The 26,984-nt window shown below is 66.8% G+C and carries 25 protein-coding genes; 9 read left to right on the plus strand and 16 right to left on the minus strand.

All coding sequences use genetic code 11. The features are described from left to right. Positions 1 to 23: 23 nt before the first annotated feature. Genes N7573_RS14570 through N7573_RS14585 form a run of 4 tightly spaced genes read left to right on the plus strand, consistent with a single transcriptional unit; the run spans position 24 to position 4,298 of the window. Positions 24 to 968 (plus strand): YihY/virulence factor BrkB family protein, encoded by a 945-nt coding sequence (locus N7573_RS14570; protein WP_050509858.1) that lies wholly within the window; start codon positions 24 to 26, stop codon positions 966 to 968. Between the two features lie 59 nt (positions 969 to 1,027). Continuing rightward, the gene (gene dnaG / locus N7573_RS14575) at positions 1,028 to 2,767 is read left to right on the plus strand and encodes a DNA primase (protein ID WP_279912657.1); all 1,740 of its coding nucleotides are present in this window, start codon (positions 1,028 to 1,030) and stop codon (positions 2,765 to 2,767) included. 27 nt (positions 2,768 to 2,794) lie between these two features. Continuing rightward, a complete protein-coding gene (locus N7573_RS14580; RefSeq protein WP_279912656.1) occupies positions 2,795 to 3,295 on the plus strand; it encodes a sulfur transferase domain-containing protein in 501 nt (166 codons plus the stop codon). 31 nt (positions 3,296 to 3,326) lie between these two features. Further along, complete coding sequence (locus N7573_RS14585; protein ID WP_279912655.1) at positions 3,327 to 4,298, plus strand: bile acid:sodium symporter; 972 nt, start codon at positions 3,327 to 3,329, stop codon at positions 4,296 to 4,298. 81 nt (positions 4,299 to 4,379) lie between these two features. On the opposite strand, the gene N7573_RS14590 is transcribed toward N7573_RS14585, so the two are convergent. The 5 genes from N7573_RS14590 to N7573_RS14610 form a co-directional block, all read right to left on the minus strand. Further along, positions 4,380 to 5,186: a calcium-binding protein gene (locus N7573_RS14590; RefSeq protein WP_182267114.1), complete on the minus strand. Its 807-nt coding sequence runs from the start codon at positions 5,184 to 5,186 to the stop codon at positions 4,380 to 4,382. 152 nt (positions 5,187 to 5,338) lie between these two features. Continuing rightward, complete coding sequence (gene cyoE, locus N7573_RS14595) at positions 5,339 to 6,232, minus strand: heme o synthase (protein ID WP_010484229.1); 894 nt, start codon at positions 6,230 to 6,232, stop codon at positions 5,339 to 5,341. Between the two features lie 4 nt (positions 6,233 to 6,236). Then, the gene (locus tag N7573_RS14600; RefSeq protein WP_279912654.1) at positions 6,237 to 7,400 is read right to left on the minus strand and encodes a COX15/CtaA family protein; all 1,164 of its coding nucleotides are present in this window, start codon (positions 7,398 to 7,400) and stop codon (positions 6,237 to 6,239) included. A gap of 10 nt (positions 7,401 to 7,410) precedes the next feature. Beyond that, a complete protein-coding gene (locus tag N7573_RS14605) occupies positions 7,411 to 7,980 on the minus strand; it encodes a hypothetical protein (RefSeq protein ID WP_032129724.1) in 570 nt (189 codons plus the stop codon). 109 nt (positions 7,981 to 8,089) lie between these two features. Beyond that, positions 8,090 to 8,806, minus strand: a complete 717-nt coding sequence (locus N7573_RS14610; RefSeq protein ID WP_279912653.1) for an SURF1 family protein — start codon at positions 8,804 to 8,806, stop codon at positions 8,090 to 8,092. Positions 8,807 to 8,863: 57 nt separating this feature from the next. Between N7573_RS14610 and N7573_RS14615 the strand changes: the two genes are divergently transcribed. Continuing rightward, complete coding sequence (locus N7573_RS14615; RefSeq protein ID WP_010484233.1) at positions 8,864 to 9,082, plus strand: twin transmembrane helix small protein; 219 nt, start codon at positions 8,864 to 8,866, stop codon at positions 9,080 to 9,082. Between the two features lie 20 nt (positions 9,083 to 9,102). On the opposite strand, the gene N7573_RS14620 is transcribed toward N7573_RS14615, so the two are convergent. Genes N7573_RS14620 through N7573_RS14645 form a run of 6 tightly spaced genes read right to left on the minus strand, consistent with a single transcriptional unit; the run spans position 9,103 to position 13,933 of the window. Beyond that, positions 9,103 to 9,978 (minus strand): cytochrome c oxidase subunit 3, encoded by an 876-nt coding sequence (locus N7573_RS14620; protein WP_005412024.1) that lies wholly within the window; start codon positions 9,976 to 9,978, stop codon positions 9,103 to 9,105. Positions 9,979 to 9,992: 14 nt separating this feature from the next. Beyond that, positions 9,993 to 10,583 (minus strand): cytochrome c oxidase assembly protein, encoded by a 591-nt coding sequence (locus N7573_RS14625; RefSeq protein ID WP_279912652.1) that lies wholly within the window; start codon positions 10,581 to 10,583, stop codon positions 9,993 to 9,995. Further along, the gene (locus N7573_RS14630) at positions 10,580 to 10,816 is read right to left on the minus strand and encodes a hypothetical protein (RefSeq protein ID WP_279912651.1); all 237 of its coding nucleotides are present in this window, start codon (positions 10,814 to 10,816) and stop codon (positions 10,580 to 10,582) included. Before N7573_RS14630 ends, N7573_RS14625 begins: the two co-directional genes overlap by 4 nt. Positions 10,817 to 10,824: 8 nt before the next feature. Continuing rightward, the gene (ctaD, locus tag N7573_RS14635) at positions 10,825 to 12,432 is read right to left on the minus strand and encodes a cytochrome c oxidase subunit I (RefSeq protein ID WP_004153896.1); all 1,608 of its coding nucleotides are present in this window, start codon (positions 12,430 to 12,432) and stop codon (positions 10,825 to 10,827) included. Positions 12,433 to 12,491: 59 nt separating this feature from the next. Then, a complete protein-coding gene (gene coxB, locus N7573_RS14640; RefSeq protein ID WP_279912650.1) occupies positions 12,492 to 13,445 on the minus strand; it encodes a cytochrome c oxidase subunit II in 954 nt (317 codons plus the stop codon). A gap of 11 nt (positions 13,446 to 13,456) precedes the next feature. Continuing rightward, complete coding sequence (locus tag N7573_RS14645) at positions 13,457 to 13,933, minus strand: DUF2244 domain-containing protein (RefSeq protein WP_004153894.1); 477 nt, start codon at positions 13,931 to 13,933, stop codon at positions 13,457 to 13,459. 274 nt (positions 13,934 to 14,207) lie between these two features. Between N7573_RS14645 and putA the strand changes: the two genes are divergently transcribed. Next, positions 14,208 to 17,426: a bifunctional proline dehydrogenase/L-glutamate gamma-semialdehyde dehydrogenase PutA gene (gene putA, locus N7573_RS14650; RefSeq protein ID WP_279912649.1), complete on the plus strand. Its 3,219-nt coding sequence runs from the start codon at positions 14,208 to 14,210 to the stop codon at positions 17,424 to 17,426. Positions 17,427 to 17,544: 118 nt separating this feature from the next. On the opposite strand, the gene pnuC is transcribed toward putA, so the two are convergent. After that, complete coding sequence (gene pnuC / locus N7573_RS14655; RefSeq protein ID WP_032968313.1) at positions 17,545 to 18,117, minus strand: nicotinamide riboside transporter PnuC; 573 nt, start codon at positions 18,115 to 18,117, stop codon at positions 17,545 to 17,547. 142 nt (positions 18,118 to 18,259) lie between these two features. Next, complete coding sequence (locus tag N7573_RS14660) at positions 18,260 to 19,609, minus strand: outer membrane protein transport protein (protein ID WP_032129717.1); 1,350 nt, start codon at positions 19,607 to 19,609, stop codon at positions 18,260 to 18,262. 226 nt (positions 19,610 to 19,835) lie between these two features. On the opposite strand from N7573_RS14660, the gene N7573_RS14665 reads away from it, so the two are divergent. Next, positions 19,836 to 20,528 carry a rhomboid family intramembrane serine protease gene (locus N7573_RS14665; RefSeq protein WP_019662230.1) on the plus strand — a complete coding sequence of 231 codons (693 nt, stop codon included), beginning with the start codon at positions 19,836 to 19,838 and terminating at the stop codon, positions 20,526 to 20,528. A gap of 117 nt (positions 20,529 to 20,645) precedes the next feature. On the opposite strand, the gene N7573_RS14670 is transcribed toward N7573_RS14665, so the two are convergent. The 3 genes from N7573_RS14670 to N7573_RS14680 form a co-directional block, all read right to left on the minus strand. After that, positions 20,646 to 21,056 carry a hypothetical protein gene (locus N7573_RS14670; protein ID WP_279912648.1) on the minus strand — a complete coding sequence of 137 codons (411 nt, stop codon included), beginning with the start codon at positions 21,054 to 21,056 and terminating at the stop codon, positions 20,646 to 20,648. A gap of 83 nt (positions 21,057 to 21,139) precedes the next feature. Then, positions 21,140 to 22,576 carry a S41 family peptidase gene (locus N7573_RS14675; protein WP_279912647.1) on the minus strand — a complete coding sequence of 479 codons (1,437 nt, stop codon included), beginning with the start codon at positions 22,574 to 22,576 and terminating at the stop codon, positions 21,140 to 21,142. Between the two features lie 108 nt (positions 22,577 to 22,684). Then, positions 22,685 to 23,983 carry a peptidoglycan DD-metalloendopeptidase family protein gene (locus N7573_RS14680; RefSeq protein WP_049461916.1) on the minus strand — a complete coding sequence of 433 codons (1,299 nt, stop codon included), beginning with the start codon at positions 23,981 to 23,983 and terminating at the stop codon, positions 22,685 to 22,687. Positions 23,984 to 24,078: 95 nt separating this feature from the next. Here N7573_RS14680 and N7573_RS14685 point away from each other — a divergent pair, with 95 nt between their 5' ends. Next, positions 24,079 to 24,741 carry a hypothetical protein gene (locus N7573_RS14685; protein ID WP_032129713.1) on the plus strand — a complete coding sequence of 221 codons (663 nt, stop codon included), beginning with the start codon at positions 24,079 to 24,081 and terminating at the stop codon, positions 24,739 to 24,741. Between the two features lie 86 nt (positions 24,742 to 24,827). Beyond that, entirely contained in the window at positions 24,828 to 26,543 is a 1,716-nt protein-coding gene (locus N7573_RS14690) for a M28 family metallopeptidase (RefSeq protein WP_049401620.1), read from the plus strand. Positions 26,544 to 26,984: the final 441 nt, after the last annotated feature.

Genomic DNA, 26,984 nt, shown 5'->3' on the forward strand with positions numbered 1-26,984 from the left:
CCCCCGGCTGCTACAACATCCCCATGGTCGAGCAATCGCACTCCCCCGCCGACACGCGTCCCCACGGCATTCCCGCACGGCTTCGCCACTACGCCGATCGCCTGCAGGACAGCTTCCCGATGGCCGTCGCCAAGCGCTTCGTCGAAATCGACGTGCTGACCCAGGCCGCCTCGGTCTCCTTCTACGCCCTGCTGTCGATGGCACCGCTGCTGGTGCTGCTGCTGTGGCTGACCGCCTCGCTGTACCCACCGGCACAACAGACGTTGATCAGCCAGATCGGTTCGGTGGCCGGCAGCAGCGTGGCCAGCGTCGCCGACACCGTGCTGCACAACGCCAACAGCCAGCCCAGCGTCGGTTCATTGGCCGGGCTGTGGAGCACGCTGCTGCTGTTCATCGGCGCCACCGCCGTGTTCGCCCAGCTGCAGAACGCGCTGAACCGGATCTTCCACACCAGCGGCCAGCGTCTGGAAGGCATCAAGGCCTGGCTGCGCAAACGCGTGTTCTCATTCGGCGTGGTGCTGGCACTGGGCTTCCTGCTGATCCTGTCGATGACCGCCACCACCGCACTGCAGGTGGTGTTCGCGCAACTGCCCTCGGTACTGCCGGCAATCGGCTACCTGACCTCGCTGCTGCTGTACACGCTGGCCTTCGCCTTCCTCTACCACTACCTGCCGGACCGCCGCGTGGCCTGGCGCCAGGCCTTCATCGGCGGTGCCATCACCTCGGTGCTGTTCACCCTCGGCCGCTATGGCATCGGCGTCTACATCGCCACGGTGGCCCCGGGCAGCGCCTACGGTTCGATGGGCGCGCTGGTGATCTCGCTGGTCTGGATCTACTACGCCACCGCCGTGTTCTTCGTCGGTGCGTTGATGACCGCGGTGATCGACGAACGGCAGCATGCACGGGCGCAACTGGCCAGGGCCGGGGCCGATGCCGAACAGGCCAGCCCCGGCACCGCTAGCGAGTAAACTAGGGGAACCTGCCGCCCCTGCTGCGCGCCCTGCGGCCGCGCCCCGTTCTGTTGCCCATGGCCCGTATCCCCGACGCTTTCATCGACGACCTGCTCGCCCGCTCCGACATCGTCGAGGTGGTGGGCAGCCGCGTGCCGCTGAAGCGCCAGGGCAAGGAATACGCGGCGCGCTGCCCGTTCCATGATGAGCGCTCGGCCTCGTTCACGGTCTCGCCCACCAAGCAGTTCTATCACTGCTTCGGCTGTGGCGCGCACGGCACCGCGATCAGCTTCCTGATGAACTACGACCGCCTCGAATTCCTCGACGCGGTGGATGAACTGGCCAAGCGCGCAGGCATGGAAGTGCCGCGCAGCGAGAATCCGCGCAGCCCCCAGCAGCAGGACGACAGCCGCGAGCTGTACTCGGCGCTTGAGGCGGCCACGAAGTTTTTCCAGAGCAACCTGCAGGGCAGCGACAAGGCCCGCAGCTACCTGGATGGCCGCGGCGTGGATGAAGAGAACCGCGCGCGCTTCCAGATCGGCTACGCGCCGGATGGCTACAGCGGCCTGCGCGATGCGCTGGGCAAGGACGAGCGACGCATGAAGCTGCTCGATCGCGCCGGCCTGTTCTCCAAGAACGATCGCGGCCACGTCTACGACAAGTTCCGCGACCGGGTGATGTTCCCGATCTTCGACCGCCGCGGCCGGGTCATCGCCTTCGGTGGCCGCGTGTTCGAGAAGGACGACGGCCCCAAGTACCTCAACTCGCCCGAGACCGCGCTGTTCCACAAAGGCCGCGAGCTGTACGGCCTGTGGCAGGTGCGCCAGGCCAACCAGAAGATCGAGCGGCTGATCGTGGTCGAGGGCTACATGGACGTGGTCTCGCTGTTCCAGTTCGGGGTCACCCAGGCGGTGGCAACGCTGGGTACCGCAACCACGCCGGACCATGCCGAGCTGCTGTTCCGCAACGCACCGGATGTGTTCTTCTGCTTCGATGGCGACGCCGCCGGCCGCCGCGCCGGCTGGAAGGCGCTGGAGTCGGTGCTGCCGCGCATGAAGGATGGCCGCCAGGCCTTCTTCCTGTTCCTGCCCGATGGCGAAGACCCGGACACCATCGTGCGCAAGGAAGGCGCCGAGGCCTTCAACGAACGCCTGAAACAGGCCACGCCGCTGTCGCAGTTCTTCTTCGACGAGCTCACCCGCGAGATCAACCTGGGCACGCTCGATGGCAAGGCGCGCCTGGCCGAGCGCGCAAAGCCGATGCTGGCGCAGATTCCCGACGGCGCCTTCGGCGACCTGATGAAGCAGCAGCTGGCGCAGCTGACCGGCCTTGGCGGCAATGCCCAGGCAGCGCGCGCACCGATGCCGCAACGCCAGCCCTCGCGAGCGATCCAGCCCGTGGCCAAGCGCAGTCTGGTGCGCGGCGCGATCGCCGTGCTGCTGCAGCAGCCGTCGCTGGCGCTGACGCTGGGCGGCAAGCATCACTTCCAGGGCCTGCGCCTGCCCGGCGTGGAACTGCTGCTGGAGCTGCTGGGACTGGTCGAACAGCGCCCGGACATCAGCACCGGCGCCCTGCTGGAGCACTTCGACGGGCGCGAGGAACAGGCATCACTGCACACGCTGGCTGCGCAGACACTGCCTGGCACCGAGGCCAGCTGGACCCAGGAACTGCACGATGCCGTGGCCCAGCTGGAGAAACAGCTGCTGGTGCAACGTCTGGAGGAGTTGTTGGCAAAGCAGCGCCAGCAGGGTCTGGACGATACTGACAAATACGAACTGCGCGAGCTGCTGAAGGCGCGCGCCGGACTGCGCCTGTAGCGGCAGAACGTTTTCACGGAGAGGACCATGCTGCTGCGCCTGACCTGCCTGCTGTTGTTGTCGCTCTGCCTGCCGCTGACGGCCCTGGCCGAAGACGCGTCCCTCAACGAAGTCCGCCCCGGCCTGTATGCCGGCGGCCAGCCCAGCGCCGCACAGCTGCAGGCCTTGGCCGCACAGGGCGTACGCACCGTGATTGACCTGCGCCAGCCTGGCGAGGACCGGGGCTTCGATGAAATCCACGCGGCCGAATCGCTGGGCCTGCGCTATGTGCGCATTCCGGTGGCCGGCGCCGAGGGCCTGGATGCGGCCAATGTGCGCGCCGTGCACCAGGCCCTGCAGCAGAGCCAGGGGCCGGTGCTGCTGCACTGCGCCTCCGGCAACCGCGCTGGTGCCGTGCTCGGCCTGGTCAATGCCCGCTATGAGCATGCCAGCCCGGAGCAGGCGCTTCAGCTCGGCCAGCGCGCCGGCCTGAAGTCGCTGGAAGCCGCCACCCGCCAGCGCCTGGCCACACCGGTCACCTCGCCCTGAACCACCCTCCGCACCAAGGACTCTGCCCACCATGACCCGCTGGTGGTCGCGCCTGCGACCGGACAACTTCACCCTCGCCCTGCTGTGCACCGTCGGCCTGGCCTCGCTGCTGCCGATGAAGGGCGCCGCCGCCATCGTGCTCGACGATGTCACCACCGTCGCCATCGCCGCACTGTTCTTCCTGCATGGTGCGCGCCTGCCGCGCGAGTCGATCATCGGCGGCATGCTGCACTGGCGGCTGCACCTGACCATCCTGGCCTGCACCTTCATCCTGTTCCCGCTGCTGGGGCTGATGTTCAAGCCACTGTCGGGCTGGCTGCTGACCCCCGAGCTGTACCTGGGCGTGCTGTTCCTGTGCACCCTGCCCTCCACCGTGCAGTCGTCCATCGCGTTCACCTCGATGGCACGCGGCAACGTGCCCGCCGCGGTATGCAGCGCGTCGCTGTCGAGCATCCTCGGTGTGTTCCTGACGCCGCTGCTGCTGACCGCACTGGCCGGTACCTCCGGCGGCGTGCACGACCCGCTGCATGCGATCGGCGGCATCATGCTGCAGCTGCTGGTGCCGTTCGTGGCCGGCCACCTGCTGCGGCCGTGGATCGCCGGCTGGGTGGAGAAGCAGCGCGCGCTGCTGCGCTATACCGACCAGGCCACCATTCTGCTGGTGGTGTACTCGGCCTTCGGCGAAGCGGTCACCGAGGGCCTGTGGAGCAAGACGCCGCTGCTCTCGCTGCTGGCCGTGGCGGTCGTGGCCGCCGTGCTGCTCGGCATCGCGATGCCGCTGATCACCTTCATCGCGCGTCGCCTGCGCTTCAATCGCGAGGACGAGATCGCCATTGTGTTCTGCGGCTCGAAGAAGAGCCTGGCCACCGGTGTGCCGATCGCCAAGGTGTTGTTTGCGGGTGGCAGCCTCGGCGCCATCGTGCTGCCGGTAATGATCTACCACCAGATCCAGCTGATCGTCTGCGGCGTGATCGCGCAGCGGTATGCGCGGTGCAAGCCCTGACCATCGGGGAAATCATCCACGCATGGCGTGGATCTACTGTAGAGCCGCCCAAGCTCGGCTGATGATTGGCCACGCGTGGATTCACGGTTCTGCCAGCGTGCCGACGCTCAGCTGCGGCATCCACACCCACAGGTCGTATTGCCGGCCCGCATGAGTATCCACCCGCGGCCCTCGCGCCGCCTGTTCCGGCAATGGCCTGGCCGAGCATCGGTCAAGGCACGCCCAAGTCTCACCACGCTGTGCTCCCAGCCGCACACTGTAGATGTCCAGATCACGCAACGCCGATGCCATCGGCCGGGTCTGCATTTCCGGCGGCGCACCGCCCGGCCGCTGCAGCATGGCGTGCACGTTACCGGTCAGCACCAGCATGCGTGCGTCAGCCGGCAGGCGCCGGTACAGGCGCCGCAACTCGGTAGCCATGCGGTCATCGCGTGCCTGGTTGCCGCCCTTGCTGGCATTGACGTCATAGCCAACGACTTCGATCACACGCCCCTGCGACTTCAGCACGCGCAGGCTTTCGATCATCGCCAGCATGTCGCGGCTGCGACGGCCATCGTGCTGGTCGTCGCGCACGCTCCAGAAGGCACGCCTGCGCAGCTGCTGGCGTGCCTGCTCGCCGCCATCGGAAGCCAGGTAATCGCGTAACGTGGGGGTTTCGCCGCGTGGCAGTTCCAGCGCCAGCACGACCGGGCCGTTACGGCTGTAGTCGTCCACCAGCTGGCGTACCAGCAGCGGTGTCTCGCGGGTACCGTGAAATTCACCCAGCACCAGCAGGCGATGCTCACCGGCGTGCTGGCGGATCTGCACGGCGGTGTCGTCGGCATGCGCACTAAGGGCCATGCCCAGCGTCAGCAGCAGCGCCGCAGTCCAGCGGAAGATCGAATGCATCCCTGCGCCTTCCTTTCCTTGGGGTCAGGAACAGCAATGGCGACACAGCAACCGCGGTTCAAGTAGATCCACGCCATGCGTGGATGCGCCCACCATCAGACCGGGTCAGAGCCCCGACGGGGATCCGCCCCCGAGTCGAGCATGACTCGACTCTACAGCCAGGGCAGGATCCAATGGTCCACCAGCAGGAAGGCGAACAGCGCCATCAGGTAGACGATGGAGTAATAGAACATCTTCATCGAGAACAGTTCGTCCGGCGGATTGAGCATGCGCCAGGCGTACCAGAGGAACACCGCATTGAGCACGATCGCGCCGCCCAGGTAGAACGCACCGCTCATGCCCACCAGGTACGGCAGCAGGCAGACCAGCGCCAGCACCACCGAATACACCATGATCTGCTTGCGGGTGTGCACCACGCCGTGGGTCACCGGCAGCATCGGGATCTCCGCTTTGGCGTAGTCCTCGCGGCGGAAGATCGCCAGCGCCCAGAAGTGCGGCGGCGTCCAGATGAAGATGATCAGCACCAGCAGCGACGAGTACGCCCAGTCCGACGAACCCTGCATGCCGGTCACCGCAGCCCAGCCCAGCATCGGCGGCATCGCGCCGGCCAGGCCACCGATGACGATGTTCTGCGAGGTCGCACGCTTGAGGTACACGGTGTAGATCACCGCGTAGCCGATCAGCGAGGCAAAGGTCAGCACGGCGGTGATCAGGTTCACCCACAGCACCAGGATGACCATCGACAGCACGATCAGCACGCCGGCGAACACCAGCACCTGCCACGGCTTGACCTTGCCCACCACCAGCGGCCGCCACGAGGTGCGGGCCATCTGCGCATCGATGTGCGCATCCAGCAGCTGGTTGATCGCGGCGGCGGCCGAAGCGGCCAGCCAGATGCCCAGGAAGCCGAGCACGCCGGCGCGCACCTGCTCCCAGCTGGGCACGCCGGGGATGGCCAGGACCATGCCGACCAGGGCGGTGAAGACAATGAGGGCAACGACCTTGGGCTTGGTCAGGTCCCAGTACTGGCGGTAATTGGAAAACATGGAATCAGTCCGGGGCACGCAGGCGGGCCAGCAGGCTGACCAGCACGAACAACAGGGCAACGGCCACGCCGTTGTGGGCCACCGCCACTTCCAGCGGCAGCGCCAGCTTCACATTGAGGATGCCGAGGGTGACCTGCAGCACCAGCAGCGCGATCAGCGCGCTGGCCCAGCCACGCATGCTCGGCAACCGGAACAGGCGCACGCCCAGCCACAGCAGGTAGAGGGCCACCACCACCGCGAACAGGCGGTGTGCCATCTGGATGGCGATGCGCGAGGCGCCATCCAGCACGCCGCCTTCGTAATCCACGCCGATGCCACGCCACAGGGTGAAGCCTTCGACGAAGTTATGCTGCGGCCACCACTGGTTGGCGCAGCGCGGGAAGTTGTCCAGCGAGGCGCTGCCACCGCCGCAGGCCAGCGCCGCGTAATTGGCGCTGACCCAGCCCCCCAGCGCGATCTGGGTGACCAGCACCGCTACGCCGATGCGCAGCAGCCACTTCAGCTTCGGCGCCTCGGCCAGGGTGATCGGCATGTGCGTCGCGCGCCAGGCCATCCACACCAGCAGGCCGAACATCAGCATGCCACCGAGCAGATGGCCCATCACTACGATGGGTTTGAGCAGCAGGGTCACCGTCCACATGCCCAGCAAGGCCTGGAAGATCACCACCGCCAGGGTCAGCAATGCAGCGCGCGCCAGGTCGATGTTGCTCCAGCGCAGCGCGGCGATCAGCAGGACCGCCTCACCGATCAACGCCAGCACGCTGGCCGTGCCATGCCAGCCCATCATGTACAGCGGTATGCCGGCGGCCACCAGCACGCAGGCGGTCACCACCGCCGTGCTTCCGAATCGCCGCTTGCGCGTGGCCAACAGGGCCAGGGTCAGGATCTCGATGCCCAGCGCGCCAGCCAGGAAGCGGTGCACCTGCTCACGCCAGGCCTTGTGGGTCTCCAGCGGGCGGATCTCCGCCGCCGGGTGGCCGATGGTCTCTTCCACATGCTGCGGCCAGGTGGCCTGGCCATAGCAGGTCGGCCAGTCCGGGCAGCTCAGGCCGGCATCGGACAGGCGCACGAACGCGCCGAACATGATCGTGCTCGCGGTCATGATCATGGCGAACCACGCCAGGCGGTGGAAATTGCGGTGCAGCGCCGGACGCGCGGAAAGGCTCATCAAACGGGACTCACTTCAGTTTCAGCAACGTGGCCATGTCCTTGCGCAGGCCACCCAGGTCGGTGCCCGGGGCATGACGCATGATCACGAAGCCGTTCGGATCGATCACGTAGACCGGCAGGCCAGCCGGATCGTCGACGCCGGGCAGGGCCGCGCGCAGTGCTGGCGACGGAGCCAGCGGCCGCAGCGCGGGCAGCGAGGCGATCGACGCCGGTGGCGTTCCCAGCCACAGGATTTCGACATTATCGGCGTTATGGCCGAACAGCTGCCACACCTTGCCCAGTCCCTGCGACAAAGTGACGCACTGCGCGTCGCAGGCACCGGCCGGCGCCACCAGCAGACGCCAGGTACGGGCCTCGGGGTTCCAGGCGTAGGGCTGGCCGCTGGCCAGGGTCGGCGCCTGCTGGCGCAGGTCCACCGGCGGCTTCAGCAGCTGGCCGGCATTGCGGTGCCCGGTCGGTTGCCAGCCGGAGAAGCGCAGCACGGCGGCCAGTGCCATCGCACCGAAGAACACGGCAAACAGCAGCACCAGGGTCCGGCGGCCGGAGCCGCGCGCCTGCGGGGACGTAGCAGTGTTCATGCGGGGCATTTTCTCATGGTTGGGTAAGGGATGCGGGTGTGGTGCCCCGGTAGTGCCGGCCGCTGGCCGGCATCCAGGAATCCAAGGGGATGCCGGCCAGCGGCCGGCACTACCGGGCCACGGCACGTCTCCTGCGCCACTCCAGCCCCAGCGCGACCACCAGCACGGTCAGGGCCAGGCCGAACCACTGCACGGCGTAGCCCAGGTGACGCTGCGGCGGCAGCGTGTTCGGCAGCAGGTCCAGATCGCGTTCGTCGCCGAATGGCAGTGCCGGGTCCAGGCGCAGGACGCGTTCGGGTAACGCCTGCAGCCCCAGCGCGCGCGCCAGGCCTTCGGCCGGCAGACGGCTGGCCAGCCAACGCCCGGCCTCATCGGTAGCGGAGAACGCCGGGCCCAGTGCCAGTCCCGCCGACGGCGGCGGCGCCAACAACCCACGCACCGCCACCGGCGAAGGCGGCGCCGGCACATCCGGCAGCGTGCGATCCGGCGGCAGCGCGCGCCAGCCGAGGTCGACCAGCAGCGCGCTGCCTCCGTCACTGCGGAACGGACGATAGATCTTCACCCCGGCGCGACCATGCCGGGTCTGGTTGTCCAGCAGCACCACGCCGGGCAGGAAGCGGCCGTGGTCGGCCACGCCGTGCAACGCGCCGGGCGCCGCCAGAGCCTGCGCCAGTGGCAGCGCCTGTGCCACGGCTGGACCTTGTGCATCCAACATTGCCTGTTTGGCATGCATGCGCTGCAGCTGCCACAGCCCCAACGCGGTGAAAGCAGCCATCGCCAGCAGCGCCAGCAGCCAGCCGATCAGGCGCGTGTGCTGGCGCATCATGACAAGTCCGCGCAAACGCGGTCAGATAGGCCCATCCACCCTGCCCTCGAGCCGCGCATGAGTGATTCGCTGAAGACCCTGCTGGTAATCGCGTTTCTGATCGTCATCGTCTGGAATCTGGGCGCCGGCCTGTATTACCTGCTGGTCGACCGCGGCCAGACCAAGCGCACGGTCAACGCACTGACACGCCGCATCGGGGTGTCGGTGGCCTTGATCGTACTGGTGATCGTGAGCATCTACATGGGCTGGATCAAACCGCACGGCATCGGCGGCTGAGGCCACCGATACGTGCGCGGTCAAAGCACGTAGACGAACATGAAGAGCATCAGCCACACCACGTCGACGAAGTGCCAGTACCACGCGGCGGCTTCGAAACCGAAATGGTTGTCGCGGGTGAAGTGCCCCTTGGCCGAACGCAGCCACATCACGATCAGCATGATCGTGCCCAGCAGCACGTGCGCGCCGTGGAAGCCGGTCAGCATGAAGAACGTTGAACCGTAGATGCCCGAGCCCAGCGTCAGGTTCAGTTCCTTGTAGGCGTGGATGTACTCCTCCGCCTGCAGGGTCAGGAAGCCGAGGCCGAGCACCACGGTCAGGCCCAGCCAGATCAGCAGCTGGCGACGGTTGCCGGCCTTCAGCGCGTGATGGGCGATGGTCAGGGTCACGCCGGAGGTCAGCAGGATCAGCGTGTTGATCAGCGGCAGGCCCCAGGCCGGAATGGTCTGGAACGCGCCACCGATCGCCGCCGGGCCATTGGTGGGCCAACCCGCCGAATAGCCCTGCCAGAGCAGCTCGTTGGTCATCACCCCGCGGCCTTCGCCGCTGAGCCACGACAGGCCCAGGTTGCGGGTGTAGAACAGCGCGCCGAAGAACGCACCGAAGAACATCACTTCGGAGAAGATGAACCAGATCATCCCCATCCGGAACGAGCCATCGACCTGATGGTTGTAGTTGCCGGCCTGCGATTCGCGCACCACGTCGCTGAACCACCAGAACAGGGTCAGCACCAGCATCGCGATGCCGATGTAGAACGTCCAGCGTCCCCAGCTGGCATCGTTGAGCCAGCTGGCCACACCGACCATGGTCACCATCATCGCGATGGAACCCACGAACGGCCATTTGCTCTGGGCCGGGACGAAGTACACGTTGGCGTCGGTCGGTGTCTGGGCCATGTCGGTATCCGAGGTCAGGGTGCGGCGTGCGCGCCTTCCGAGGTGGCGGCCGGAGCCAGCCGATCGGACAGCGCGTCGTTGCGGTAGAAGGTGTAGGACAGCGTGATCGTCTTGATCTCCGGTGGCAGGTCCGGATCGACGATGAAGCGCACCGGCATGTCGCGCTTCTCGCCGGCCTGCAGCGTCTGCGCGGTGAAACAGAAGCACTCGGTCTTGCTGAAGAAGCCCGACGCACGCGCCGGTGCCACCGAAGGCACCGCGCTGCCGACCACTGCCTGCTGGCTGTCATTGCGGGCGAAGTACAGCGCTTCGTTGAGTTCGCCGGGCACCACGTCCATGGTCAGCTGCTCGGGATGGAACGACCATGGCAGCCGTGAGTTGACCCCGCCATCGAATTCCACGCGCACGGTGCGCTTGCCGGCCGCCGCGCCGGTACTGGCCTCGCTGCCGGGACCGCGTTCCAGGCGCACGCCGAACACCTTTTCGCAGGCGATGCGGTACAGCGGTACCAGCGAGAACGTGAGCAGGAACACCGCCACCGCCACGCCGATCAGGCGCGGCAGCCCCGCACTGCGTGACGGTGTGGTGGCCGGCGCCTCGCTCATCGGCCGATCACCCCGCTGAGGATGAAACCGACGTAGACCAGCACGGCGATGGCGCCGACCCACATCGCCGTGCGCCTGGCGCGCTGGCGTTGCTGCTCGATGCTTCCACCCTGGTAGAGCCGACCGCTGGTCGGCTGCGCTTCGCTGTTGTAGAGCCGACCGTTGGTCGGCTGCTTTTCGTCAGTCGAGCATGGCTCGACTCTACCGATCGGGAGCGGGCTTTCGTTATGCATGCCCCACCTCAATGCGTGATGTCGTCATGCGCCAGATCCCCCGGGCGGATGGTCGGCGGCGTGGTGAACGTATGCGCCGGTGCCGGCGACGGCAGCGTCCATTCCAGGCCGCGCGCACCTTCCCACGATCGGGCCTCGGCCTTCTCGCCATTGCGCAGCGAGGACAGCAGGATCGCGGCCATCATGAACGGGGTGACGAACATGCCGAACGCGCCGATCGAGCTGATCAGGTTCCAGTCGGCGAAGGCCACGCTGTAATCGGGAATGCGGCGCGGCATGCCGGCCAGGCCGAGGAAGTGCTGCGGGAAGAACAGCAGGTTGACGAACACGATCGACCACCAGAAGTGCACCTTGGCCCACTTCTCGCTGTACATCCGCCCGGTCCACTTCGGCCACCAGTAGTACACCGCCGCGATCAGCGCGAACACCGCGCCGGTCACCAGCACGTAGTGGAAGTGCGCGACCACGAAGTAGGTGTCGTGGTACTGGAAGTCAGCCGCCACGATGGCCAGCATCAGGCCGGAGAAGCCACCGATGGTGAACAGGATGACGAAGGCCACCGACCACAGCATCGGCGCCTCGAACGTCAGCGAGCCACGCCACATGGTGCTGACCCAGTTGAACACCTTCACCCCGGTCGGGATCGAGATCAGCATGGTGGCGAACATGAAGTAGATCTCGCCGCCCAGTGGCATGCCCACGGTGAACATGTGGTGGGCCCAGACGATGAACGACAGGAACGCGATCGCGGCGGTGGCGTACACCATCGCCTGGTAGCCGAACAGCGGCTTGCGGCTGAAGGTCGGGATGATCTCGCTGACCACGCCGAAGGCGGGCAGGATCATGATGTAGACCTCGGGGTGCCCGAAGAACCAGAAGATGTGCTGGTACATCACCGGGTCACCGCCACCGGCGGCGTTGAAGAAGCTGGTACCGAAGAACTTGTCGGTCAGCAGCATGGTCACCGCACCGGCCAACACCGGCATCACCGCGATCAGCAGGAAGGCAGTGATGAGCCAGGCCCAGCAGAAGATCGGCATCTTCAGCAGGTCGATACCCGGCGCGCGCATGTTCAGCACGGTGGCGATGATGTTGATCGCGCCCATGATCGAACTGATGCCGGCCACGTGGATCGCGAACACGCTGAAGGCCACGTTGTAGCCGCCCTGCAGCGACAGCGGCGGGTACAACGTCCAGCCGCCGGCCGGTGCACCGCCAGGGAGGAACAGGGTCAGCAGCAGCAGGCTGAAAGCCACCGGCAACAGCCAGAACGACCAGTTGTTCATTCGCGGCAGCGCCATGTCCGGCGCGCCGATCTGCAGCGGGATCATCCAGTTGGCGAGGCCGACGAAGGCCGGCATCACGCCGCCAAAGATCATCACCAGCGCATGCACGGTGGTCATCTGGTTGAAGAACTCGGGCTTGACGAACTGCAGGCCCGGCTGCGCCAGCTCGGCACGGATCACCACGCTCATCGCCGCACCGATGATGAACATGATGAAGCTGAAACCCAGGTACAGCGTGCCGATGTCCTTGTGGTTGGTCGAGAAGAACCAACGCTCGAAGAAACTCTGCTGGTGATGGTGATCGTCGTGCCCAACTGCCGAGTGCGCCATTGCAAAACACCTCTCAGAATCGGTTGTCACCACGGCCGCGAACGGCCGCGGGCTTTACATCACGCTCCGCTGGCCGCGGTGGCAGGCGCGCTGCCGGCTTCAGCAGCGGCAGGCGCAGCAGGTGCCTCTCCCGTCGGTGCAGCCGGTTCGGCAGGTGCCGCAGGCGTTGCCGGCTCGGCGGGCGGCGCCGGCTTGCGCTGCGCCAGCCACTGCTTGAACTCTTCCTTGGACACCGCCTCGACCACGATCGGCATGAAGCCATGGTCCTTGCCGCACAGCTCGGCGCACTGGCCGCGGTAGACGCCGGGCTGCTCGATGCTGGTCCAGGCCTCATTGATGAAACCGGGGATGGCGTCCTGCTTCCAGCCCAGCGCCGGCACCCACCAGGCGTGGATCACGTCGTCGGAGGTGATGACGAAGCGCACCTTGGTATCGACCGGCAGCACCAGGCGGTTGTCGACATCCAGCAGGTAATGCGGGTGAGTCTCGCGGGTCGGCACGATGCCACTTTGCCGCACGCGGTCGGACTCGCGGTCCAGGCGGCTGGTGAAGGTGACGTTCTCGCCGAGATATTCGTACTTCCACATCCACTGGTAGCCGGTGACCTTCACCGTCATCTCGGCATCGCGGGTGTCGTACATCTTGATCAGGTTGGCCGTGGCCGGCCATGCCATCACGATCAGGATGATCACCGGGATCACCGTCCAGATGATCTCGGCCTTGGTGTTGTGGCTGAAGGTGGCGGCGACCGCACCCTTGGATTTGCGGAACTTGAAGATGGCGTAGGCCATCGCCCCGAACACGATGACGCCGATCACCGTGCAGATGATCAACGAGAGATTGTTCGATTCCCAGGCCAGGCGCGAGGTCTGGGTCACCCCCTTGCCCATGTTCAGCTGCCACGGCTTGGGATCGGCCGCCTGGGCCCAGGCCAACGCCGGCATCAGTCCCCCGGCCACCATGGCGGCGACCGCTGCAACGCACTTCGTGCCCCACCTGCTGCTTTGCTTCATTGCCTAGACCCTTAGCGTCGTCGGTTGCCGCCATCGCTGGCGGCGAGCAAGCTTTCAAGTGTCTCTGCGAGCGTCTGACGTTCGGCCGGCGCGAGGAAACTCCCCACCTCCACCTGCCGGCCGCTGGATGCCAGCCGGACCCTCTCGTCGTCGGTGAGCAGGCGCACCCAGTGGGGGTGGGCCCGGAACACCGGCGATCCACCGGGTACGGGGATGACCTCCACGTACGCCGGCACTACCCGGATCTCCTCCTGCCGTTCACCACTGCGCCACAAGGCACGCAGTGCCGCTGCCAGCACCAGGCTGTACAGCAGCGCGAACAGGGGGGCGAATGCATTGCCGGCCAACCACCCGAGGGCGGACACCAGCCACATCGCACCCGACAACACGGTGAACAACAGGACGAACTGCCGGGCATCGAGCGCCCGTGGGGGACGCAGCCGCAGCTGCGTACCTGACCCATCCGGAGCTGGAAGCACCTCGATCATGTCGCAACCGCGTTCCTGCCGCGGGAAACGTCTCGATGGTAGCCCCGCCCTCTCGCCGGTAGCAAGGGTGCATTCACACTTTTTCCCATGCTGCAACACAGCATGAGGTCGGCGGTGCGAATGACGAATTCAGCACAAATTCTGCCGAGCTTGCTGAACACGCTGAATCCACCGCAGCTAGGGGCTATCAGCGCTTCACGAAGGTGGCTGAGGGGCACTTCCGCAACCCGCAAAAATGATTAAAATCGCCAAGTTTTCCACTGGCCGGACCGGCATGAACGCACCTTCCTCCTCCCCTGCCGCCACCGACGCCCTGCGTCCCGGCGCGCTGCTGTCGCCGGAACTGCCGGCGCCCCCCAACCCGTTCCGCCAGGCCATCACCGATGGCTGGTTGAAGGACGAGGCCAGCCACGTGCGCGAGCTGCTGGCGCAGGCCCGCCTGCCCGCCGAGGAGCAGGCCAAGGTACAGGCGCTGGCCGCCGACCTGGTCGGCCGCGTGCGCGTGCGTGCCAAGGACCAGGGCGCGATCGAAGCCTTCATGCGCCAGTACGACCTGGGCAGCGAGGAAGGCGTGCTGCTGATGTGCGTGGCCGAGGCGCTGCTGCGCATTCCGGACCAGGACACCGCCGACAAGCTGATCCGCGACAAGCTGGCCGATGCCGACTGGGAAAAGCACCTGAGCGGCAGCGACTCGGTGCTGGTCAACGCCTCCACCTGGGGCCTGATGCTGACCGGCAAGCTGGTGCAGATGAACGACGCCACCCGCGCCGATGCGCCCAGCGCGTTCAAGCGCCTGGTCGGCCGCGTCGGTGAGCCGGTGGTGCGCCTGGCCGTGCGCCAGGCGATGAAGATCATGGGCCACCAGTTCGTCATGGGCCGCACCATCAGCGAAGCGCTGTCGCGCTCGCACAAGGGCGACAACGCCAGCTACCGCTACTCCTTCGACATGCTGGGCGAAGGCGCGCTGACCATGAAGGACGCGCTGCGCTACCTGGAAGACTACCGTCGTGCGATCCACGCCATCGGCGGCGATCACAAGGCACGCGGCGGCCGTCCGGATGGCGACGTCAACAACGCCCCGGGCATCTCGATCAAGCTGTCGGCGCTGTACCCGCGCTACGAGCACGCCAAGCGCGAGCGCGTGCTGAAGGACCTGGTGCCGGGCGTGCTGGAACTGGCACAGCTGGCCAAGAGCTACGGCATCGGCTGCACCGTCGACGCCGAAGAGTCCGACCGCCTGGAACTGTCGCTGGACATCATCGAGCAGGTGTTCTCCGATGCGTCGCTGGCCGGCTGGGATGGCTTCGGTGTGGTCGTGCAGGCCTACCAGAAGCGCACGCCGTACACGATCGACCACCTGGCCGACATGGCCCGCCGCGCCGGTCGCCGCCTGCAGGTGCGCCTGGTCAAGGGCGCCTACTGGGACGCCGAGATCAAGCGCGCGCAGATCGAAGGCTATCCGGGCTACCCGGTGTTCACCCGCAAGCAGAACACCGACGTCTCCTACCTGGCCTGCGCCAAGCGCCTGTTCACCCATGCCGACGCGATCTACCCGATGTTCGCCACGCACAACGCACACACCATCGCGGCCGTGCGCAGCATCGCCAATGGCGGCGTGTACGAGCACCAGAAGCTGCACGGCATGGGCGACGACCTGTACGCCGAAGTGGTGCCGGCCGACCGCTTGAACCTGCCCTGCCGCGTGTATGCGCCGGTCGGTTCGCATGAAGACCTGCTGCCGTACCTGGTGCGTCGCCTGCTGGAAAACGGCGCCAACTCCAGCTTCGTCAACCGCATCACCGACGAGCGCGTGCCGATCGCCGACCTGATCCGCGATCCGGTCGAGATGGTTGCTTCGTTCGAATCGATTCCGCATCCCAAGATCCCGCTGCCGGTTGACCTGCTGCGCAGCCAGAACCACGACAGGAAGAACTCCATGGGCGCCAACCTCGCCAACGACAACGAACTGCGCGCCCTCGCCGAGCAGATCAACGCTGCAGTGAAGCCGTGGCAGGCCGCCCCGCTGGTGCCGGGTGCCAACCCGGCCGGCGCCGCGCTGCCGGTGACCAACCCGGCCGACACCCGCGAAGTGGTCGGCCAGTGGCTGGCCGCCGATGCCGCCACCGTGCAGAAGGCCCTGGCCAACGCCGTGGCCGCGCAGCCGGCCTGGAACCGCACCCCGGCCGCCAGCCGCGCCGCCATCCTCGAGCACGCCGCCGACCAGCTGGAAGCGCGCATGCCGGAGTTCATGGCGCTGTGCGTGAAGGAAGCCGGCAAGAGCCTGCCCGACAGCATCGCCGAAGTGCGCGAAGCCGTGGATTTCCTGCGCTACTACGCCAAGCAGGCACGCGAGCAGTTCAGCCACGCCGAGAAGCTGCCGAGCCCGACCGGTGAGTCCAACGAGCTGCAACTGCACGGCCGTGGCGTGTTCGTCTGCATCAGCCCGTGGAACTTCCCGCTGGCGATCTTCCTGGGCCAGGTCGCTGCCGCCCTGGCCGCCGGCAACAGCGTCATCGCCAAGCCGGCCGAGCAGACCAACCTGATTGGCTACTACGCGGTGAAGCTGCTGCATGACGCCGGCGTGCCGGCCGAGGTGGTGCAGTTCCTGCCGGGCGACGGTGCCACCGTCGGTGCCGCGCTGACCGCCGACCCGCGCGTGGCCGGCGTGGCCTTCACCGGCTCCACCGACACCGCCCGTGCGATCAACCGCGCGATGGCCGCACGTGACGCCGCCATCGGTGTGCTGATTGCCGAGACCGGTGGCCAGAATGCCTTCATTGCCGACTCCTCGGCACTGCCGGAACAGCTGGTCAAGGACGCGATCGGTTCGGCCTTCACCTCTGCCGGCCAGCGTTGCTCGGCCGCGCGCGTGCTGTTCGTGCAGGACGACATCGCCGACAAGGTGATGACCATGCTGGCCGGCGCGATGAAGGAACTGAAGGTCGGCAACCCCGGCCTGCTGTCCACCGACGTCGGCCCGGTGATCGACGCCGACGCGCTGAAGATCCTGCAGGACCACGCCGAACGCATGGACCGCGAAGCGCGCCTGATTGCTGCCGCCGAGCTGTCTGCCGAAGCGGCCAATGGCACCTTCTTCGCACCGCGTGCGTACGAACTGAAGGACCTGGGCCAGCTGCAGAAGGAAGTGTTCGGTCCGGTCCTGCACGTGATCCGCTGGAAGGGCGACCAGCTCGACGCGGTGATCGACCAGATCAACGCCACCGGCTACGGCCTGACCCTGGGCGTGCATTCGCGCATTGACGAGACCGTCGACCGCATCAGCAACGGCGTCCATGTCGGCAACGTCTACGTCAACCGCAACCAGATCGGTGCGGTGGTCGGCGTGCAGCCGTTCGGCGGCCAGGGCCTGTCCGGCACCGGTCCGAAGGCCGGCGGCCCGCACTACCTGCTGCGCTTCGCCACCGAAAAGACGGTGACGGTGAATACCACCGCCGCCGGTGGCAACGCCTCGCTGCTGACCCTGGGCGACTGATCGCCCGGTTGATGCGGTGAACGAAAAACCCCGCGAAAGCGGGGTTTTTTGTGCCTTGTTTCCTGTAGCGCCGAGCCCATGCTCGGCTTGCACGGTGCAGCCGAGCATGGGCTCGGCTCTACCCCCGCATCAGGTGCCGCCAGTGGCGCAACGCCACCAGCGCGTTGATCCAGAAGCCCACGTACAGGATCGAGGTCAGGTGCAGGCCACGGCTGTAGTACAGCGGCACTGCCACGGTGTTCACCAACAGCCACACCCACCACGATTCCAGCTTGCGCCGCATCATCAGGATCTGCGCGATCACGCTCAGCACCAGTACCGCCGAATCGATGTACGGCGCATAGGCATTGGTCAGGCGGGTCAGCATCCAGCCGTAGCCGAACGTGGCCACCACCGCCAGCGGCGCCAGCCAGGCCCATGCACGCGGTCGCAATGAGGTGATCGGCAGCGGCGCACCGTGATCGCCGCGCAGCCACTGCCACCAGCCCAGCACGCTGATGGCAATGAAGAAGAACTGCAGCACCATGTCCGCGTACAGATGCGAGCGCTCGAACACCGCGGCAAACAGCGCACAGCCGACGATGCCCAGCCACCAGGTGTGCACGTTGTTGCGGCCGGCCAGCAGGATCGAGCCGGCGACGGCGATGTTGGCGGCCAGCTCCAGCTGGAAGTTCGGATCGGACAGGTTCATGGCGCTATTGTCGTGGATCCACGCCGTGGATGGCTGCGATCTTCGGTAGATCCACGCCACGCGTGGATGGCCCGTGGCCACAGAAAAAGAAAGCCCCGCTTGCGCGGGGCCTTCCGTGTGCTGCGTCAGGCCGAGGCCCGAATCAGAACTTGTACTGGAACGAAGCCGCCAGCACGTCGCCACGGACCTTGTACTTGCCCGACAGCGAGTTGCCCTGGTTGGCAGTGGTGGCACGCACGTTCACGTTCGGATCGCTGGTGAACAGGTGGGTGTAGCCAAAGTTGTACTCGGTGTTTGCCGACGGGGTCCAGCCCACGCCCAGCGACAGCCACTTGCGGCTGGTATCCGGCACGCGCACGTCGCGGTGGGCGTCGGTGGTCGGGGTCTGGTCCAGCGCAACACCACCGCGCAGGGTGACGGTGTCGCTCAGCTTGTAGTCGGCGCCCAGCGACACGAAGGTGGTGTCACGGTAGCCGAACTCCAGGACCGAGTCCGCCTGCGGCGACGCGTAGTCGACGGTGACGCTGTCAAAGGCGGTCGACCAGGCGGTACGGGTCACGTCGCCCATCACGGTCCAGCGGTCGTTGACCTTGTGGGTCACGCTCAGGGTGGCCGAGGCCGGCATGGTCACCGTGGCCTTGCCGCTGGTGTCCATGAACCAACCGCGGGTACGCGGCGAGTTGGTCAGCAGCGAACGTGCGCGGTCGGCGCCGCTGAAGGTCGCATCACCACCGGTGATCTTGTGCTCGACCTTCGAACGGTAGCTCAGGCCGATGTGGGTGTTCTCGTCGATCGAGAACAGGCCACCGACGGTCCAGCCCACGGCATTGTTGTCACCCTCGATCTTCAGGGTGCCATCCGCGCTGCCCGGGGCGAAGCCCGGAGCGCCGGCGCCGGCCAGGATGCTGCCGTAGTCGACGGCGTTGCTCAGCTCGATGGTCAGGTGCTCGACGAACACCGACGCGCCGAACGACACGTACGGGTTGACGTCATACGACGCGGCGAAGCCAAGGTCGATGGCCTTCAGATCGGTCTTCAGGCCGCTGTAACGACCGACCCAACCGTTGTCGTATTCGGTCTTGAAGCCGAACGGTGCGGTCAGCGACACACCGAAGTGGGCCTTCTCGCCGATCGGCATGTGGAAGTACGCAGCCGGGACCGGAGCGATCATGCCGGCGTCGCCGCCGTCACCACCGGTCTGCGGGCGGCCTGCCGCATTGCGGCCCTGGCCCTTGAACTCGGCCTTGAAGCTGATGGCGCTCAGGTCGCCCTGGACCATCGTGCCTTCCAGCTGGCGCATGCCGGCCGGGTTGACGGCGATGATGGAGGCGTCGCCTTCGGCGCTGCCGGAACCGGCGAACGCGCGGCCGAGGCCCTTGGCGCTGTTTTCCTTCAGCTGGAAGGCAGCAGCGTTGGCGTCGGCGGCGGCCAGCGCACCGGCAACGCCGACGGCCAGCAGGGTCAGACGGGCAATGGTGGAAGCGGTTTGCATCGTAGTTCTCTCTCCGGTAAGCGGTGATGGTGCTCTGAGTGCGCCTGCGCCCGGCAGGCCTTGGGGCCCTTCGGAGCGCGCCGGATTCCCCTCCCGACATACGACGCCGTATGCGAGTATTACCCAGAGCTGTTAATGAAACAATAACAGCGCAGGCGCTTTTTTCGTCCCAGAAGCTGAACAGGACAATCCCCGCCGTAAGCGCCCACACGCTAGGCTATTGCCCATGTTCGTCTCCCTCCCGTCGCGCAAGAAGGCGGCCCTGCGCTGGGCCACGCCCGTGCTGTTTGCGGCACTGTGGCTGGCGTTCCTGTGGTCGATCTCGCGTCCGGACGACGCCCGCGGCAGCCTCTGGCTGGACTGGGGCGCGCTGTCCACCGGCCTGACCCACCCGCTGGACTGGTGGGCGACCCTGCAGGACGGCAGCGTGCTGCGGCTGTTCACGGCCCTGTTCCTGCACGCGGACTGGTCACACCTGCTGGGCAACCTGGTGTTCCTGCTGATCTTCGGCCTGCCTGCTGAGCGGGTGCTGGGCCCGTGGCGGCTGCTGCTGCTGTTCCTAGTCGGAGGCGCGGTGTCCAACCTGGTGGCGATCTACACCATGGGCAGCCCGGACCAGATCATCATCGGTGCCAGCGGCGCGGTGTCCGCACTGATCGGCGCCTATCTGGCCCTGTTCCCGGGCGCCCGGCTGGGCGTGGTCATTCCGCTCGGCCTGTTCCTGGAGTTCGTGCGCGCCCCGGCCTACCTGCTGATCGGCGTCTGGGCCGCCCTGCAGGTGGTGTTCGCCCATATCGGCCCAAGCTTCGGCATGGTCGCCTGGTGGGCGCACATCGGCGGCTTCGTGTTCGGCGTGGTGTACGGGGTCTACGTGCGGGCGGCCATCGCCCGCCGCCTGCGCAAGCGCCACGGCTTCTGACCCCTGGTAGTGCCGGCCGCTGGCCGGCTCCACGCGCACCCGCTCGTTCGTGGCGTCGAGCGTGCTCGACTCCTTCATCGATATGGATCTGCTCCGTCCGCGATGACGCCGAATGCGTCACTCGCGACTGACCACCAACGTGTTGTGGTGGGTATCGAACAGCAGCGTAGCGCCGTCATCCAGCACCACGAAGTACTCAAAGAACGGCAACTCGCCGAGCAAAGGAATCAGTTCACTTGCCTGCAGAGTCCAGATCGGCCACGGCACTGCGCGCTCATCTGACGCTACCAGGCACATTTCACCGTTCACTTCCGCCAGCAGTTCAGCCAGGCAGGAAAGGCCTTCATCGCTGCTGTCGTATTGGATCGTCTGATCAGACGTCGCTTTGCCTGCCCACCAATAGACAAAGCGCGGATCGATTCCATGGCGGACCGCCAGGGATTCCAGCAAGGTGGCGGCCCGGTCAGGTGGCAGCGGATCACGACCAAGCAGTTGGCTGATCGTAGTCGCCAGGTTCGAATCGTCCATGGGCCGATTCTATCGGGCGACGCCTCGGCCGCGTCACCTTGTGGATGAGCAGGGTGTCCGCCGGGCACAGCCCGGCGCTACCGTCAGGGCTTGGCCGGGACCGGAATGGGCTTCGCTTCCGGCTTCGCTTCCGGCTTCGCTTCCGGCTTCGCGGCAGCGGCCTTCGCAGCCTTGGCCGCATCCACTTTCGCCGCTTCGGCCTTCAAGCGTGCAGCCACCGAACCCGGGGTCTTCAGCTCGGCCAGCGCGTCGTTGATCGGGCCATCGCCCGGCAGTACCGCACCGGCGTGATAGCCCTCGGTGCCCTCGTCGTCACCGCGCAGATGACCCGGCAGGGTCGCTTCGCTGTAATCGCTCAGGCTGGCCGGCAGTGCATCCTCGGCCGGCGTAGCGGCCGGCTTCAGTTCGACCTCCGGCACGATGCCCGTGGCCTGGATCGACTTGCCGCTGGGCGTGTAATAGCGCGCGGTGGTCAGCTTCACCGAGTCACCGTTGTCCAGCGGCAGCACGGTCTGCACCGAGCCCTTGCCGAAGGTGCGGCTGCCAACCACGCGGGCGCGCTTGTTGTCGCGCAGTGCGCCGGCCAGCACTTCCGAGGCACTGGCCGAACCGGCGTCGACCAGCACCACCACCGGTGCGCCCTTCAGCAGGTCGCCCGGCGTTGCATCGAAACGTGCATCGCTGATGCTGATGCGGCCGCGGGTACTGACGATGTTGCCCTTGTCGAGCAGGTCGTCGGCCACCTGCACGGCAGCGGTCAGCAGGCCACCCGGGTTGCTGCGCAGATCCAGCACCAGGCCCTTGAGCTGGCCACCGGACTGCTTCTGCAGCTGCTGCACGTGCTTCTGGAAGTCCGAACCGGTGTCGGCCTGGAAGGTGCTCAGGCGGATGTAGCCATAGCCCGGTTCCAGCAGGCGGCTGCGCACGCTGGTCACGCGGATGGTCTGGCGGGTGAGGCTGACATCGAACGGCTTGGGCTTGCCTTCGCGCACGATGGTCAGCACCACCTTGCTGCCGGCCGGTCCGCGCAGCGGTTCGCTGGCATCGATCGCGCTGATCGGCTTGCCGTCGATGGCGATGATCAGGTCACCGGCGAGGATGCCGGCCTTGGCCGCCGGCGTGTCGTCGATCGGCGAGATCACCTTCATGCTGGCGTTGTCCGGCTGCTGCTGCAGCTCCACGCCGATGCCTTCGTAGGCGCCGCTGGCCTGTTCGTCGAAGGCCTGCGCGTCTTCCTTGTTGAAGTAGGTGCTGTGCGGGTCGAGGTCGAGCAGCAGGCCACGCACCGCTGCCTGCATCAGCTTCTTGTCATCGACCGGATCGACGTAGGCGGCCCGCACTGCGTTGTAGACGGCCACGAAGCGGCGGATGTCCTCCAGCGGCACCTTCGAGGTCACCGCCTCCTCGCTGCTCGCTGCCTGCCCGCCGGTTTCCTGGCTCGGGGCGGGCGCGGTCTGCTGCGCCCAGGACAGCGCTGGCAACAGGGCCAGCAAGAGGGTGGCGGTACGGGCTGCGCGCATGGATCACTCCTGTCGACGGTGGCATGGTGCCCAAGGCACATGCACCGATTATGCGCGAAGCACAGCTAAATTCCCGTTGAATCCGGCCCGCACGTGGCGAGCCGGGATTCAGCGCCGCTGCAGCCAGCTGTCCGGATTCACCGGTTGCCCGCCACGACGCAGCTCGAAGTACAGCGCGGTGACCCCTTGGCCCCCAGAGTTGCCGACCTTGGCCACCGCATCGCCACGGCTGACCCGTGCACCGGCGTCCTTGAGCAGGGTGTCGTTGTGGGCGTACAGGCTCATGTAGCCATTGCCGTGGTCGACGATCAGGATCATGCCGTAGCCGGTCATCCAGTCGGAGAACACCACGGTGCCGTCGGCCACGGCGGTGACGGTGCTGCCGGCCGGTGCGCCGATCAGCACGCCGCTGCTGGTACGCCCGTCAGGCAGCTTGCCGCCGTAGCGGGCCAGCAGGTTGCCGGACAACGGCCAACCCAGGCCCCCCACCTTCGGCGCCGGTGCGGAAGCCACCGCCGGCGGAACCTTGGTGGGCGGTGGCGGCCGTCCCTGTGCCGCGGCCTGGCGTGCGGCACGTTCGGCAGCGGCCTTCTCCGCTGCCGCACGGCGCGCAGCCGCGCGACGCTCGGCCTCGGCACGGGCGGCGGCCGCACGCAGATTGGCCAGCAGTGTTTCCAGCGCCTTGGCGTCCTGGCCCAGCGCCTGTTCCTTCTCGCGCTGGTCCTTGAAGCGCTCGTCCAGCGAGGCCACGGTCTTTGCACGATCGCGGCGGTCGGCTTCCAGCGCCGCTGCCTGCTGCTTCTGGTCCTGCTGCGCCCCCTGCAGCTTCTGCTTGCGCTCGGCAATCTGCGCCTGCAGCGCTTCCAGTTCCTTCAGGTCGGCGGTCAGCGTGGTGATGCGCTGGGCCCGCTCACGCTGCAGGTAGCGGTGGTAGGCCAGGGCGCGATTGGCATCGGCCACCGTGTCCTGCGACAGCAGCAGCTTCAATGGTGCGTGGTTGCCCAGCTGGTAGGCCGCACGCAGCAGGCCGGCCAGCTCGCGATGCTGCTGGGCGAGGTTGACCTGCAGCGTGCTGCGGCGTTGTTCGGCCTCGGCCAGGGCCCTTCCCTGCTCGCGCAGCGCGGTCTCGGTCTGCGCAAGCGCACGGCCGGTGCGGGCCACCTTCTCATCTGCCTCGCGCAGCTGCTGCGAGGCCTGGCCACGCTGGCCTTCGATCTGCCGGCGCTCCTGCGCCACGCCCTTCAGCTCACTGCGCAGCTTCTGCAGCTTGCGCTCGGTCTCGCGCGTGGTCTGCGCGGCACCCGGCAGCGGCAACGCCAGTGCCAGGGCCAGCCCCAACAGCAGGCAGCGCCCGCCGCGAGCAGCGGCGATGTGATGTCGGCGTGATGGGAAGGCGTTGTTGCGCAAGGGCTTTCCAGTGACTTCAGGCAGTTGCAGGGGGTACCGGGGAATGGTGACATCTCCGCACGCGGCCTGCCAGCCGCACATCCATCGAGGTCCCCATGAAAGCTCTCTCCATTCCGCTGCTGTTGGGCGTACTGCTGGTCACCGGGCCAGTGGCAGCGCAGGAAAACATCAGCAAGGTCAACGGCAGCATCAGCGCCGAACCCGGCCAGCGCTACGGCAAGCTGGACACCGTCAACGGCGGCATCCGTGTCGGCGAAGGTGTCGAGACCGGCAGCATCGACACCGTCAACGGCGGGGTCAAGGTCGCCGATCGCGCGCGCACCGGCAAGATCGAAACGGTCAACGGCGGCGTACGCCTGGGCCGCGAAGTGATCGCACACGGCAGCGTCAGCACCGTCAACGGCAGCATCTTCAGCGATCGCGGCAGCCAGATCGAAGGCGGCGTTGAAACCGTGAACGGTGGCATCGGGCTGGTCGAAAGCCGCGTCGGCAACGACGTGGAAACCGTCAACGGTGACATCACCGTGGGCATCGGTTCGCAGGTCAAGGGCGGTGTGCACGTGCGCAAGCCGAACTTCAGCGTCTCGCTGACCGCCAGCCGCAAGCCACGCGTGATCATCGGTCCGAATGCCGTGGTGGACGGCCCGTTGCAGTTCGAACGCGAGGTGGTGCTGTACGTGCACCGCACGGCCCGCATCGGCCCGGTCACCGGCGCCGAGCCGATCCCGTTCGACACCGAAACCGCTCCGGCGGACTGAGCACACCGCGCCCATCGGTTCGGTGATACTCGCTGTTACCGGTCGTACACGTGGTGCGGCCGCCCTTTGTTTTCCAGGAATCGACGATGCCCCGCAAACTCCTCCTGTGCCTGGCCGCTGCGGCCGCGCTCAGTGCCTGCAAAGGCGAAGACACTCCGGCGCCCGCGCCGGCCACCGACACCGCCACTGCCAAGCCGGCGGCCCATGCGTTCTCGCCGGAGATCAACGCCGGCGACTTCGCCGAGATGGTCAAGACGCTGGCTTCGGATGAATTCGAAGGCCGCGCCCCGGGCAGCAAGGGCGAGGAACTGACGGTCAACTACATCCGCGACCAGATGCAGCGCATCGGCCTGCAGCCCGGCAACGGCGACAGCTGGTTCCAGGATGTGCCGATGACCGAGACCACGGCCGACGAATCGACCGTGCTGAAGATCACCCAGGGCGGCAAGACCACCGAGCTGAAGTTCGGCACCGACATGGTGGTGGGTACCCGTACCGGCCAGGCCGAGGTGAAGGTCGATGCCAGCGACCTGGTGTTCGTCGGCTACGGCGTCGACGCGCCGGAGCAGAAGTGGAACGACTACGCCGGCCAGGACTGGAAGGGCAAAACGGTCGTCATGTTCGTCAACGACCCGGGCTTCCATGTCGATGACGCGAAGCTGTTCGACGGCAAGCGCATGACCTACTACGGCCGCTGGACCTACAAGTTCGAGGAGGCTGCGCGAAAGGGCGCCGCTGCCGCGCTGATCGTGCACGACACCGCCGGCGCTTCCTACGGCTGGGATGTGGTGAAGAACTCCTGGGCAGGCCCGCAGTACGACCTGCCGGCCAAGGATGACCCGGAAGCCCGCATTCCGGTGCAGGGCTGGCTGAGTGCCGACGCTGCCAAGGCGCTGTTCGCCGGTGCCGGCCTGGACCTGGCGCAGGCCTACAAGGACGCCAGCAAGCGCGGCTTCAAGCCGGTGCCGCTGAAGGCCACCGCTGCGGTCGATCTGAAGAGCCAGATCGCGCAGAAGCAGTCGCGCAACGTGGTGGGCGTACTGCCGGGCAGCAAGCGTGCCGACGAGGCCGTGCTGTACATGGCGCACTGGGATCACCTGGGCAAGCACGAGGGCGAGACCGGCGACAACATCTACAACGGCGCGGTCGACAACGCGACCGGCGTGGCCGGCATTCTCGAAGTGGCCGAAGCAATGGCCCATCAGGAGCCGAAGCCGGAGCGCTCGGTGGTGTTCCTGGCGGTGACCCTGGAAGAATCCGGCCTGCTGGGTTCGAAGTACTACGTTGCCCATCCGACCTTCCCGCTGGACAAGATCGCCGGCGTGATCAACATCGACGCGATGTCGGTGGCTGGCCGTGCCAAGGACGTGACCGTCACCGGCTTCGGCAGCTCGGAGCTGGAAGACATCCTCAAGCCGCTGGCCGCGGCCCAGGACCGTACCCTGCACGGCGAGACCTCGGTACAGAGTGGCTTCTACTTCCGTTCCGATCACTTCAACTTCGCCAAGGCCGGTGTGCCGGCCCTGTACGCCGATGGCGGCGAAGACCTGCGCGAGGGTGGCGTGGACGCGGGCCGCAAGGCTGCAGCCGACTACGGCGCCAACCGCTACCACGGCCCGAAGGATGAGTTCGATGCGGCCACCTGGAAGCTGGACGGCACCGTCGAAGACCTGCAGCTGATGTACGGCGTCGGCAAGGAACTGGCCGGTGGCGATCGTTGGCCGAACTGGTACGAAGGCAACCCGTTCAAGGCAGCCCGCGACGCGATGATGAAGGACAAGGCCCCGGCTGCGGCGAAGTAGCGTCGAGCTTGCTCGACTGAGTACTGAAGCAAGCCAAGGCGGCGCCCGCAAGGGCGCCGCTTTTTTGTGTGTGATCGCGCCCTGCAGTTGTAGATGCCAACCTTGGTTGGCGCCGTGGTTCCATGCAGAGAGCATCCACGCATGGCGTGGATCTACTTGTAGTGCCTGCCGCTGGCCGGCAAACGATCGCTGTGTGGGCCTGCTGTTGGTAGCCGCCAACCTTGGTTGGCGCCGTGGTTCCTCACGGAGGGCATCCACGCATGGCGTGGATCTACCGGGCGATGTAACGCCGTCGGGTTGCCGGCCAGCGGCCGGCACTACCCGCATTTCGCGCGCACAAAGAAAAACCCCGCTGCGTAAGCAGCGGGGTTTTGGGTGTAAACCCTGGCGATGACCTACTCTCGCATGGCTTGAGCCACACTACCATCGGCGCAGCTGCGT

Origin of the sequence: Stenotrophomonas sp. GD04054 (assembly GCF_029836955.1) — a bacterium.
Taxonomy (GTDB): Bacteria; Pseudomonadota; Gammaproteobacteria; order Xanthomonadales; family Xanthomonadaceae; genus Stenotrophomonas; species Stenotrophomonas maltophilia_A.